General features: G+C 71.0%; 10 protein-coding genes. 8 read left to right on the top strand and 2 right to left on the bottom strand.

What is annotated here, in order from left to right; translation table 11 throughout:
- The 6 genes from ABZ956_RS22330 to ABZ956_RS22355 all read left to right on the top strand — a co-directional run bounded on the left by ABZ956_RS22330 (window position 1) and on the right by ABZ956_RS22355 (window position 8,570).
- Window positions 1-1,608 carry a glycerol-3-phosphate dehydrogenase/oxidase gene (locus ABZ956_RS22330; RefSeq protein ID WP_361896304.1) on the top strand — a complete coding sequence of 536 codons (1,608 nt, stop codon included), beginning with the start codon at window positions 1-3 and terminating at the stop codon, window positions 1,606-1,608.
- A 132-nt stretch (window positions 1,609-1,740) separates the two neighbouring features.
- Complete coding sequence (locus tag ABZ956_RS22335) at window positions 1,741-2,781, top strand: glycosyl hydrolase family 18 protein (protein WP_361896307.1); 1,041 nt, start codon at window positions 1,741-1,743, stop codon at window positions 2,779-2,781.
- A gap of 143 nt (window positions 2,782-2,924) precedes the next feature.
- Entirely contained in the window at window positions 2,925-3,995 is a 1,071-nt protein-coding gene (locus tag ABZ956_RS22340) for a PAC2 family protein (protein WP_361896310.1), read from the top strand.
- Between the two features lie 159 nt (window positions 3,996-4,154).
- Entirely contained in the window at window positions 4,155-4,847 is a 693-nt protein-coding gene (locus tag ABZ956_RS22345; protein ID WP_361896313.1) for an HAD family phosphatase, read from the top strand.
- Window positions 4,848-5,276: 429 nt separating this feature from the next.
- Window positions 5,277-6,869 carry an ABC transporter substrate-binding protein gene (locus ABZ956_RS22350; protein ID WP_361896316.1) on the top strand — a complete coding sequence of 531 codons (1,593 nt, stop codon included), beginning with the start codon at window positions 5,277-5,279 and terminating at the stop codon, window positions 6,867-6,869.
- A gap of 105 nt (window positions 6,870-6,974) precedes the next feature.
- Window positions 6,975-8,570: an ABC transporter substrate-binding protein gene (locus tag ABZ956_RS22355; RefSeq protein ID WP_361896319.1), complete on the top strand. Its 1,596-nt coding sequence runs from the start codon at window positions 6,975-6,977 to the stop codon at window positions 8,568-8,570.
- A 38-nt stretch (window positions 8,571-8,608) separates the two neighbouring features.
- On the opposite strand, the gene ABZ956_RS22360 is transcribed toward ABZ956_RS22355, so the two are convergent.
- Window positions 8,609-9,280, bottom strand: coding sequence for a response regulator transcription factor (locus ABZ956_RS22360; protein ID WP_071961902.1), 672 nt, complete (start codon window positions 9,278-9,280; stop codon window positions 8,609-8,611).
- A 15-nt stretch (window positions 9,281-9,295) separates the two neighbouring features.
- Window positions 9,296-10,315 (bottom strand): PD-(D/E)XK nuclease family protein, encoded by a 1,020-nt coding sequence (locus tag ABZ956_RS22365; protein ID WP_361896323.1) that lies wholly within the window; start codon window positions 10,313-10,315, stop codon window positions 9,296-9,298.
- A gap of 81 nt (window positions 10,316-10,396) precedes the next feature.
- On the opposite strand from ABZ956_RS22365, the gene ABZ956_RS22370 reads away from it, so the two are divergent.
- Both ABZ956_RS22370 and ABZ956_RS22375 read left to right on the top strand, forming a co-directional pair.
- Window positions 10,397-11,632: a site-2 protease family protein gene (locus tag ABZ956_RS22370; RefSeq protein ID WP_361896326.1), complete on the top strand. Its 1,236-nt coding sequence runs from the start codon at window positions 10,397-10,399 to the stop codon at window positions 11,630-11,632.
- Between the two features lie 44 nt (window positions 11,633-11,676).
- Window positions 11,677-12,564, top strand: coding sequence for a tRNA (adenine-N1)-methyltransferase (locus tag ABZ956_RS22375; protein WP_361896329.1), 888 nt, complete (start codon window positions 11,677-11,679; stop codon window positions 12,562-12,564).
- The last annotated feature ends 121 nt before the right edge of the window (window positions 12,565-12,685 follow it).

Consider the following 12,685-nt stretch of genomic DNA (forward strand, 5'->3'; position numbering starts at 1 on the left):
ATGACCACCCCGCAGAGCGTTCCGACCCTGGGAACGCACCCGGCTGCCGGTACCAACCCGGGCCGCGCCGAGACCCGGGACCGGCTGTCCAACGCGACGTACGACCTCCTGGTGATCGGCGGCGGCATCCTGGGCACCTCGGTCGCCTGGCACGCCGCGCAGTCCGGACTGCGGGTCGCCATGGTGGACGCCGGCGACTTCGCCGGCGCCACCTCCTCCGCGTCCTCCAAGCTCGTCCACGGCGGTCTGCGCTACCTGCAGACCGGCGCGGTCAAGCTGGTCGCGGAGAACCACCACGAGCGCCGGGTGCTGGCCAAGGACGTGGCCCCGCACCTGGTCAACCCGCTCACCTTCTACCTGCCCGTCTACAAGGGCGGGCCGGTGGGCGCGGCCAAGCTCGGCGCCGGTGTGTTCGCCTACTCGGCGCTGTCCGCCTTCGGCGACGGCGTCGGCAAGGTGATCTCCCCGGCCAAGGCCCAGGCCGACAACCCGGGTCTGCGCACGGACAACCTCAAGGCCGTGGCGGTCTACTACGACCACCAGATGAACGACTCCCGCGTGGCCGTCATGACGGTCCGCGCGGCCGTCGAGTCCGGCGCGGTCGTCCTCAACCACGCCGAGGTGACCGGCCTGCGCTTCACGCACGGCAAGGTCACCGGCGCGGAGCTCAAGGACCGCATGGACGGTACCGAGTTCGGCATCGACGCGCGCGTCGTCCTCAACGCCACCGGCCCGTGGGTGGACCACCTGCGCAAGCTGGAAGACAAGGGCGCCAACCCGTCGATCCGCCTCTCCAAGGGCGCGCACATCGTGATGAAGCGCAAGTCGCCGTGGAGGGCCGCCATGGCCACCCCGATCGACAAGTACCGCATCACCTTCGCCCTCCCCTGGGAGGACCAGCTGCTGCTCGGCACCACCGACACGGCCTACGAGGGCGACCCGGCGGACGTGCACGCCACCGAGGCCGACATCCAGCAGATCCTGGACGAGGCGGCCTTCTCCATCCAGGACGCGGACCTCGACCGCTCCCTGATGACGTACGCCTTCGCCGGCCTGCGCGTGCTGCCCGGCGGCCCCGGTGACGTGGCCCAGGCCAAGCGCGAGACCGTCGTCTCCGAGGGCCGCGGCGGCATGCTGTCGGTCGCCGGCGGCAAGTGGACGACCTACCGCCACATCGGCCGTACCGTCATGAAGAAGCTCGCGCAGGTGCCCGGCAGCCCGCTGACCGAGGACATGGAGCCCATCTCCTCCCTGGTCCGCCGCACCCCGCTGCCCGGCGTCGCCAACCCCAACGCGGTCGCCCACCGCCTGCTCGTGGACCGCGAGCCCGGCAACCGCATGGACCCGCTGACCGCCCGCCACCTGGCGACGCACTACGGCTCGCTGTCCTTCGACATCGCGCGCCTGGTCAACGAGAACCCCGAGCTCGGCGAGCGCATCCACGAGGACGGCCCGGAGATCTGGGCGCAGGTCGTCTACGCCCGCGACCACGAGTGGGCCGAGACGGTGGACGACGTGCTGCGTCGCCGCACCACCCTGACGATCCGCGGCCTCGACAACGAGGACGTCCGCACGCGCGTCAAGGACATGCTCAACGAGAAGCGCTGACGCTCCCCCGCGGGGGCGGACGCGTACCGGTAAGGGGAGGGGTGCCCGGGCACCCCTCCCCTTCCGCATGCCTGCCGCACGCAACCGACGCGCGCTCGAACACGTCCCTCGAAAAGGAAAGAGGGGGACGACATGAACCGGCCAAAAACCCGGCGCGGGGCGCTGCTCAAGCGCGTCGCCGTGCGCTGCGCGCTCGGCCTCGTACTGCTGGTGCTCATCCCCGTCGTGACGGCGGGCAGCGCGCTGCGGGCCTCGTACGCCGGGGCGCCCGCCGAGGACGCGGTCACCCGCGGCCGGGACGCGATCTGGCTGGGGCACGCCTGGGTCGACGGCCGCCGCGGGGACGCCGACCTCGCCCGGCTCAAGCGGCGCATCGGCGACACCGGTATCCGCGACCTGTACGTGCACGCCGGGCCGCTGGAGCACGACGGCACGCTGCCCGCCTCGGCCTACCGCAACGCCGCCTGGCTGATCGCGGCCGTGCACCGCGAGCTGCCGGGCGTGCGGGTGCAGGCGTGGCTGGGCGACAAGCTGGTGGACGGTCCGGGCGGCCCGGGGCTGTGGCTGGCCTCGCCGGCCGCCCGCGCCGCCGTCGTGGCCGGCGCCCGGCAGGTGATGCGGGCGGGCTTCGAGGGCGTGCACATCGACGTGGAGCCCGTGCCCAGCGGCGACGCCGGCTTCCTCGCCCTGCTCGACGCCCTGCGCCCGGCCGTACGGTCCGCCGGCGGGGTGCTCTCCATCGCCGCCCAGCAGATCGACCCGCTGCCCTCGATGCACAGCGCGGCTCGCCTGATGGGCAGTAAGAAGTGGTGGACCCAGAGCTACTTCGGCACGGTCGCCCGCCGGGTGGACCAGATCGCGGTCATGTCGTACGACACCGCGCTGCCCTGGGAGAACCTCTACGGCGGCTACGTGGCCCGGCAGACGGCGCTCGCCCTCCAGGTGACCCCGGCGACGACCGACCTGCTGATGGGCCTGCCCTTCTACCACACCGACAACTGGGGCCACCAGAGCCGGGCCGAGACGGCCGCGGCCGCCGTGCGCGGCGCCCGGCTGGGCCTGGGCCGCGAGGACCGCGGCAGGCAGCGGTTCGGCATGGCCCTGTACGTGGACTTCGCGGCCACCGAGGCGGACTGGCGTGCCTACCGCGGCGGATGGGGCGTGCGTGGCTGAAAGTCCCTCCCCCTCAGGGGCTGCGAAGGGGGGTCTTCGAAGTCGTAGGCTTGGGGCACACGCAAGACAACCGCAACTGCACGGAACGGCAACCGCGGCGCCACGGAACCACCCCGTGCGCCCCGGTCGGAAGGAGGCGCTGGGTGATCGAGCTTGAGGGGGTTCCCGAGCTGATCGACCCGGTCATGATCTGTGCCTTCGAGGGCTGGAACGACGCCGGTGACGCCGCGTCCAGTGCGGTCGCGCACCTGGACCGGGAGTGGAAGGGCGAGGTCTTCGCGGCGCTCGACGCCGAGGACTACTACGACTTCCAGGTCAACCGGCCCACGGTCTGGCTCGACGGCGGCGTCCGCAAGATCACCTGGCCGACCACCCGGCTGTCCGTGGTGCGCACGGGCGGGGCCGAGGGCAAGGGGGCGTCCCGCGACCTGGTCCTCGTGCGCGGCATCGAGCCGAGCATGCGCTGGCGCTCCTTCTGCAACGAGATCCTGGGCTTCGCCCACGAACTGGGCGTGGAGATGGTCGTGATCCTGGGTTCGCTGCTCGGCGACACCCCGCACACCCGGCCCGTGCCGGTCAGCGGGGTCACCTCCGACCCGGACCTGGCCCGCACCCTGGACCTGGAGGAGTCGCGCTACGAGGGCCCGACGGGCATCGTCGGCATCCTCCAGGAGGCGTGCACCCACGCCGGCGTCCCGGCGGTGAGCCTGTGGGCCGCCGTGCCGCACTACGTCTCCCAGCCGCCGAACCCGAAGGCCACCCTGGCCCTGCTCAACCGCCTGGAGGACCTGATCGACCTGCGCATCCCGCAGGGCGAGCTCCCGGAGGACGCCCGGGCCTGGCAGCTGGGCGTGGACCAGCTGGCGGCCGAGGACAGCGAGGTCGCGGAGTACGTGCAGTCGCTGGAGGAGGCGCGGGACACCGCCGACCTGCCCGAGGCGTCCGGCGAGGCCATCGCCCGCGAGTTCGAGCGCTACCTGCGCCGCCGGGACGGACAGCCCGGCCCCGCCCAGCCGGGGCAGCCCGGCGGCCTGGCGGCCGAGCCCGGTCTGACCGAGGGCGGCCGGGACGGCTCCTACCTGCGCGACACCGCCAGCGGCCGGACCCGCCCGCCGCGCCGGCAGGCCAGGGACGAGGAGGCGGGCGGCGACGGCGCCGAGAGCGCCGGTCCGGCCCCCGAGGAGGACGCGGACGGCCCCGAGGGCGAGGGCTGAGCCCCGCCGCGGGCGCTTGGCGTAGCCCGAGGTACGCGAAATATCGACGCGACGCACGGTGACGGTCGGTCGTACACTTGTCGGTCCGGTGAAGGCCGGTCCGTACCCCTTTCACAGGGTGTGCGGGCCGGCCTTCTCGTCCCCTCAGGAGGAGCGCGGATGACCAGCACCATCCCCGTCGTCGACACCCGTTCGGCGGCACCGGCCCTGCAGGCCGTCCTGCTCGACATGGACGGCACCCTGGTCGACACCGAGGGCTTCTGGTGGGAAGTGGAAGTCGCCGTCTTCGCCGAGCTGGGCCACCAGCTGCTGGAGGAGTGGCGCGAGATCGTGGTCGGCGGCCCGATGACGCGCAGCGCCTCCTTCCTGATCAAGGCGACCGGCGCGAAGATCGCCCTCGCCGAGCTGAGCGCCCTGCTGAACACCCGCTTCGCGGAGATGATCGTCCGGGGTGTGCCGCTGATGCCGGGCGCCCGGCGGCTGCTGGCCGAGCTGGCCGCCCACTCGGTGCCCACGGCGCTGGTCTCGGCCTCGCACCGGCAGATCATCGACCGGGTGCTGCACAGCCTGGGCCCGCAGCACTTCACCCTGACCGTCGCGGGCGACGAGCTGGCCCGTACCAAGCCGCACCCGGACCCCTATCTGCTGGCCGCGGCCCGGCTGGGGGTGGATCCGGCCCGCTGCGCGGTCGTGGAGGACACCATGACGGGCGTCACCGCCGCGGAGGCCGCGGGGTGCCGGGTGGTGGCGGTGCCCTCCGTCGCACCGATCCCGCCGGCCCTGGGCCGCACGGTCGTCGGCTCGCTCGAAGAAGTCGATCTCTCTTTTCTCCGCGGCCTCATCACCGTCTGATCAGCAGGGGTGCACCGAGCGTGCGGGAGACAATGACCAAGAACTCTGGGCGTTTGGTCGATTGTTTTCCGTGACGAATACGGCGGCTGAATTCCCCCGGGTGGCGGCGGTCCGGAAGAAGTGACGTTCGTCACCGATTCCGATGCCCGCGCGTCGGCTTGCGCACCCGCGGAAGTGCTCTCACGAGGGCTGAAGCGCACCCTTGTGTCCCGATTGATCATCCGGTGCCGGAATCGTTCCGGCGTCCGGATATCGGACATGGGCCCGCTGTTATCACCACGTGATATCGCATCAACTTCATCGTGTCCCGGCGCCGGTGGCCACGCGCACTAATCTTTTCGCGAGAACTTCACGGCTGCCCGTATGACCAGCACATCAGGTATCGGTAGGGTCCGGGCACCGAACGCACCACAGGGAGAACCCCAGACAATGAACCGTAAGACGTTGGTCCTGCCCGCCGTGGCGGGCCTGCTGGCCCCCGTGCTCGTCGCCTGTGGCGGGAGTGGGGGAGCCGGCGGGGACAAGGCCATCGTCATCGGCACCACCGACCGGTTCGAGGAGACCACCGACGCGCCCGCGCCCTTCGACCCGGCCGCCGCGTACGACATCGGCGCCTGGAACGTTCTCCACAGCACCTTCCAGACGCTGCTGCGCCTGCCCCGCTCCGGCACGGCGCCGGTCGCCGACGCGGCCGAGAAGTGCTCCTTCGGCGACCGCAACAGCGAGCAGTTCCGCTGCACCCTGCGCAGCGGCCTGAAATTCTCCAACGGCAACGCGCTGACCGCCGAGGACGTCAAGTTCTCCATCGACCGCGCCCGGGCCATCAACTTCGAGAACGGCCCCGTCTCGCTGCTCAACAACATCGACACCGTCGAGACCCCCAGCGAGCGCGAGGTCGTCTTCCACCTGAAGTCGCCCGACGCGACCTTCCCGCAGAAGATCGCCACCCCGGCCGCGGCCATCGTCGACAGCGAGTCCTACGACAAGAAGAAGCTCGACAACGGCTTCAAGACCGTCGGCTCCGGCCCGTACACCCTGAAGACCGACCAGAAGGACGGCCGCGTCGTCAAGGCCACCTTCACCAGGAACCCCGACTACAAGGGCTCGGTGAAGATGCAGAACGACAAGGTCGAGATGCGCTTCTACGACGACTCCAAGGCGATGGAGAAGGCGCTCGCCGACGGCGACATCGACATCATGAACCGCGCCATACTGCCCGAGCAGATCGACCGGCTGCGCTCCTCCGCGGACCAGGGTGTCCGCCTGATCGAGTCGCCCGGCCAGGAGATCAGCTACCTCGCCTTCAACACCGAGGACTCCTCGGTGAAGCCCAAGGCGGTGCGCCAGGCGATGGCCCAGCTGATTGACCGTCAGGCCCTGACGCGTGACAACTACAACCGCACGAGCGAGCCGCTGTACTCGCTGGTTCCCACCGGCATCCTCGGGCACCAGAACGCCTTCGCCAACAAGTACGGCGAGCCCAGCGTCGACAAGGCGCGCTCGATCCTGCGCGGCGCCAACGTCACCTCCGCCGTGCCGATCACCCTCACCTACACCACCGACCACTACGGCAAGGCCACCGAGAAGGCGTTCAAGACGCTGCAGAAGCAGCTGAACTCCAGCGGCCTGTTCAACGTCAAGCTCCAGGGCGTGAAGTGGGCGGACTTCCGCCCCGAGGCCGCCAAGGGCAAGTACGCCGTCTACGGCATGGGCTGGTTCCCCGACTTCCCGGACCCCGACAACTACGTCGCCCCGTTCGTCGGCCCGGACAACTTCCTCGGTTCCGCCTACCGGAACTCCAAGATCGAGGACCTGATCCCCCAGTCGCGCCAGGCGTCGCAGCGCGACGGGGCCGCCAAGTACTTCCAGCAGGCCCAGGAAATCGTCGCCGACGAGGTCCCGGTGCTGCCGCTGTGGCAGGGCAAGCAGTACGTGGCGGTCCGCACCAAGGTCACCGGTGCGGAGTGGGCCCTGAACGCCTCCTCCGAGCTGCAGCCGTGGGAGCTCGGCCGCGGCGCGTGACACCCCGCTCCACCTGATTCACCCGCACCACCCCAGCTCCACAGAACGAGTTCTACAGCAACAGACGGTCTCTTCAGCGACACAAGAACTGTGAGGAACGTGCACGTGAGGAAACGTGACCAGTGGCTCGCCGCCCCGCTCGGCGCGGGGCTTGCCGCCGCCCTGCTCAGCGGGTGCGGATCGGAAGACGGCAAGGCGGCCGGCACCGGGGAGTCGGTGGTCATGGGAATGTCGGACGAGGTGCACACCACCGACCCGGCATCCGGTTACGACCCGGGCACCTGGCTGCTCTTCAACAACGTCTACCAGTCGCTGATGGCCTTCCCCAAGGGCAGCACCACGCCCGTCCCGGAAGCCGCCAAGAACTGCAAGTTCAAGAACGAGACCAGCACGATCTACCAGTGCGAGCTGCGTGACGGGCTGAAGTTCAGCAACGGCAACGACCTCACCTCCGAGGACGTCGCCTTCTCCTTCCGCCGCACGCTGAAGATCAACGACAAGAACGGTCCGGCGTCGACGATGCTCTCGTCGATCCAGGACATCAAGACGCCGGACAAGAAGACCGTCGTCTTCCACCTCAAGCGGCCCGACGCCACGTTCCCGCAGAAGATAGCCTCCGGCGCGGGATCGATCGTCGACCACACCGAGTACCCGGCGGACAAGCTCCGCACCGACGGCAAGGCTGTCGGCTCCGGCGTCTACAAGCTGGCGTCCTTCGACAAGTCCAAGGCCGTCTTCAAGGTCAACAGCTCCTACCAGGGCACCGCGACCGTGCAGAACAGCGGCATGACCATCAAGTTCTTCCACGGTCAGCAGGACGCGCTGAAGTCCGCCGTCCAAAAGGGCGACGTCGACCTCGCCTACCGTGGTCTGGCCATGAAGGACATCGCCGACCTCGAGGCCGCCAGCCTGGGCGACAAGAACAGCCTCAAGGTCGTCGAGGGCACCAGCGCCGAGGTCCAGCACCTGGTCTTCAACACCAAGGACCCGGTGGTCGGCAAGGTCGGTGTCCGCAAGGCCATCGCCTACCTGGTGGACCGCAGCACCCTCGTGCGGGACGTCTACAAGCGCACCGCCGAGCCGCTGTACTCGGTCGTCCCCAGCGGCATCACCAGCCACAAGACGCCGTTCTTCGACGTCTACGGCGACCGGCCGCGGCCGGACAAGGCCGCCGAGGCCCTGAAGTCCGCCGGCGTCACGGGCAAGGTCAAGCTCACCCTGTGGGCCACCCCGGTCCGTTACGGCCCGGCCACCGTCGCCGAGTTCCAGGAGATCGCCAAGCAGCTCAACGCCAGCGGCCTCTTCGACGCGGACGTCCAGAGCGTCGCGCTGGAGGAGTACGAGAAGGGCATCGAGGCCGGCAAGTACGCCGTCTACGTCAAGGGCTGGGTCCCCGACTACCCGGACCCCGACAACTTCACGGCGCCGTTCTTCGGCGAGGACAACGTCCTCGGCAACAACTACCAGTCCAAGGAGATAGCCGGCATCCTGCCGGCCACGGCCGCCCAGGGCAGCCGCCCGGCGACCGTCAGCGACTTCATCAGGCTGCAGAAGACCGTCGCCGACGACGTACCGCTGCTGCCGCTGTGGCAGGGCAAGCAGTACGCCGTGGCCAACAACCGCATCTCCGGTCTCCAGTGGACCCTCGACGCCTCGACCGTCTTCCGGTTCTGGGAGATCAGCAAGGCCGCCAAGGAATGACGGCCTGAGCCCGAACCCTCATGGACGCCCCGGTGCCGCTACTGCGCGCCGGGGCGTACCAGTCCGCTCTCATAGGCGTAGACGGCGGCCTGCACGCGGTCGCGCAGCCCCAGCTTCGTCAGCACATGCCCCACATGCGTCTTGACCGTCGTCTCGCTGACGAACAGGTCCGCCGCGATCTCCGCGTTCGACAAGCCGCGGGCGACCAGCTTCAGCACCTCGACCTCACGCTCGGTCAGCGTGTGCAGGGTGTCGGGCAGCGGCTCCTCGCCCGACGGCAGATGCCCGGCGTACTTGTCCAGCAGCCGCCGGGTGATGCTCGGCGCCAGCATCGCCTCGCCGCCCGCCACCACCCGGATCGCCTGCACCAGCTCATGGGCGGGCGCGTCCTTCAGCAGGAACCCGCTGGCCCCCGCGCGCAGCGCCTCCACCACGTACTCGTCGAGGTCGAAGGTGGTGAGCACCAGCACCTTCGCCGGGCCGTCGCGCTCCGGCCCGGTGATCTGCCGGGTCGCCTCGACGCCGTCCATGCGCGGCATCCGGATGTCCATCAGCACCACATCGGGCTGCAGCGCCCGGACCTGGTCGAGCGCCTGCAGACCGTCCCCGGCCTCCCCGACGACCGCCAGGTCCTGCTCGGCCTCCAGGATCATGCGGAAGCCGGTGCGCAGCAGCGGCTGGTCGTCGACCAATAGGACGCGGATCGCCACAGGAGAACTCCTTCGCTAGACCGTGTCCATTCTGCCCTGAGCCTCCTCGCCCGGGGCAGCCGGTCCGGCGGCCGTCTCCGCGCGCGGCCCTGGAACGGGCAGTGGGTAGGGCGGGGGAGTGCCGCCGAATTCCGGGCACCGGGCCTGGTGGTCGCACCAGCCGCACAGCTTGGTGGGCCTGGGCCGCCAGTCGCCCGTCTCGGTGGCGTGCGAGATCGCCTCCCACAGGGCCCGCAGCTTGCGCTCGACCCCCAGCAGCTCCGCCTCGACCGGGTCGTACGTCAGCACGTCGCCGCTGCCCAGGTAGACCAGCTGCAGCCGGCGCGGCACCCGGCCGCGCAGCCGCCACACCACCAGGGCGTAGAACATCATCTGGAACAGGGCCTCATCGCGGTACTGCGGGGCGGGGGCCTTGCCCGTCTTGTAGTCCACGATCCGCACGTCGCCGGCCGGCGTCACATCCACCCGGTCGACGATGCCGCGCAGCTTCAGCCCCGCCGCGCCCGCGCCCTCGATCACCGTCTCCACGAAGAGCTCGCGCTCGGCCGGCTCCAGCCGCGTGGGGTCCTCCAGCTCGAACCAGCGCTCGACCAGCCGCTCCGCGTCCCCCAGCCACCTCGCCAGCCGGTCCGGATCGTGCGAGCCGTCCTCCCGGTGGAAGAGCTGCGCCAGCTCCGGCCGCGCCGCCAGCAGCTTCTCCCACTCGCCCGGCACCAGGGAGCGGGCCCTCGGCGCCGTCCGCTCGGCCGCCGGGGCGTCGAAGAGCCGCTCCAGCACCGCGTGCACCACCGTGCCCCGGGTGGCGGCCGGGCTCGGCTTCTCCGGCAGCCTGTCGATCACCCGGAAGCGGTAGAGCAACGGGCACCGCATGAAATCGGCCGCGCGCGACGGCGACAGCGAGGCCGGGCGCACGGCCCCCGACGGGGCGGCGGAGCGGTCCCCGGCCGGCTCGTCGGCCTGCCCGGCGGAATGGTCGGTGGCGGTATCCATGACAGAGACCCTACGGCCCGTCACTGACAGTCGGGCGCATACCATCGACGGTAGACCACCTCGCACTGCATGATCGTGACAGCGCACCAGGCGGGTGCGGGGGGCCGGATCCGACGAGGGGACACCGTGGACAACAGCGGGCAGGGCCAATCCGGCGGCGGGGGCGCGGGCCGACCGGCCGGGCCCGGGGACCGCAAGCCGCAGCGCCCGCGCGAGGCCGGCGGCGGCATCCTCATGGGCCGCCCCTTCGGCGTGCCCGTCTACGTCGCCCCCAGCTGGTTCCTGGTCGCCGCCCTGATCACCTGGGTCTTCGGCGGCCAGCTCGACCGCGTCCTGCCCGAGCTCGGCCGCGCCCGCTATCTGGTCGCCCTCTTCTTCGCCGTCGCCTTCTACGCCTCCGTCCTCGTCCACGAGCTCGCCCACACCGTGGCGGCCCTGCGCTTCAAGCTCCCCGTGCGCCGCATCCAGCTGCAGTTCTTCGGCGGCGTCTCCGAGATCGAGAAGGAGAGCGAGACCCCGGGCCGCGAGTTCGTCCTCGCCTTCGTCGGCCCCCTGCTCTCCCTGCTCCTGGCGGGCGTCTTCTACCTCGGCCTGCTCGCGGTCCAGCCCGACTCGGTGCCCGGCGTGCTGCTCGCCGGGCTGATGATCTCCAACCTGCTCGTCGCCGTCTTCAACCTGCTGCCCGGCCTGCCCCTGGACGGCGGCCGCATGCTCCGCGCCGTCGTCTGGAAGATCAGCGGCAAGCCCATGACCGGCACCGTCGCCGCCGCCTGGGTCGGCCGGGCCCTCGCCGTCGCCGTCCTCGTCGGCCTGCCGATGCTCACCCGCGGCATCGGCGGCGAGTCCGACGACCCCGGCGGCGTCGACATGCTCACCGACGCCCTGCTCGCCGCGATCCTCGCCGCCATCATCTGGACCGGCGCCGGCAACAGCCTGCGCATGGCCCGGCTGCGCGAACACCTGCCCGCCCTGCGCGCCCGCGCGCTCACCCGCCGTGCCGTGCCCGTCCAGGCCGCCACCCCGCTCTCCGAGGCCCTGCGCCGCGCCAACGAGGCCGGCGCCCGTGCCCTGGTCGTCGTCGACGGGCAGGGCAACCCCACCGCCCTGGTCCGCGAGGCCGCCATCGTCGGCATCCCCGAGCACCGCCGCCCCTGGGTGGAGGTCGGCACCCTCGCCCAGGACCTCAAGGAGGGCATGCGGCTGTCCGCCGACCTGTGCGGCGAGGAGCTCCTGGAGACCCTGCGCGCCACTCCCGCCACGGAGTACCTGGTCGTCGAGGCCGGCGGCGAGGTCTACGGCGTGCTGTCCACCTCCGACGTCGAGCGCGCCTTCGTGGCCGCCATGGCCAGGCCCGCCCCCTGAGCCTCGTGGTGCTGGGCCCCTCCCACGCCCGGTAGGCTGGTCACATGTCCGAACCGACCGGTGCCGCCCGCCGTCGCGGGCCCTTCCAGGTCGGGGACCAGGTCCAGCTCACCGACCCCAAGGGACGCCACTACACCTTCACGCTCGAGGCCGGGAAGAACTTCCACACCCACAAGGGTTCCTTCCCCCACGACGAGCTGATCGGTGCTCCCGAGGGCAGTGTTGTCCGTACCACGGGAAACGTCGCCTACCTCGCGCTGCGCCCCCTGCTCCCCGACTACGTCCTGTCCATGCCCCGCGGTGCCGCCGTGGTCTACCCCAAGGACGCGGGGCAGATCCTGGCCTTCGCCGACATCTTCGCCGGCGCCCGCGTCGTCGAGGCCGGAGTGGGCTCCGGCTCGCTCAGCGCCTTCCTGCTGCGCGCCATCGGCGACCAGGGCATGCTGCACTCCTACGAGCGCCGCGCGGACTTCGCCGAGATCGCCCAGCAGAACGTGGAGCGCTACTTCGGCGGGCCGCACCCCGCCTGGCAGCTCACCGTCGGCGACCTGCAGGACAACCTCTCCGACACCGACGTCGACCGGGTCATCCTCGACATGCTCGCCCCCTGGGAGTGCCTGGAGGCCGTCTCCAAGGCCCTGGTGCCCGGCGGCATCCTGTGCTGCTACGTGGCGACCACCACCCAGCTCGCGCGGACCGTGGAGTCCATCCGTGAGATCGGCTGCTTCGCCGAGCCGCAGCCGTGGGAGTCGATGATCCGCAACTGGCACGTGGAGGGCCTCGCGGTCCGCCCGGACCACCGGATGATCGGCCACACCGGCTTCCTGGTCACCGCCCGCCGTCTCGCCGACGGCGTGGAGCCCCCGATGCGTCGCCGCCGCCCCGCCAAGGGCGCGTACGGCGAGGACTACGAGGGCCCCAACAAGGGCTGACCCCTTTAACTGATGCACAGGCGTCGCCGCCGGGACCGCTCTTCGCGGAACTCGGCGGCGGCGCCTCTTCGTTGGGGGTGCCGTGGGCGCCACGGGCCCCTGTTCCGCGGCGGGCGGGCGT

This window comes from Streptomyces sp. NPDC046261 (assembly GCF_040646235.1).
Lineage (GTDB): Bacteria > Actinomycetota > Actinomycetes > Streptomycetales > Streptomycetaceae > Streptomyces.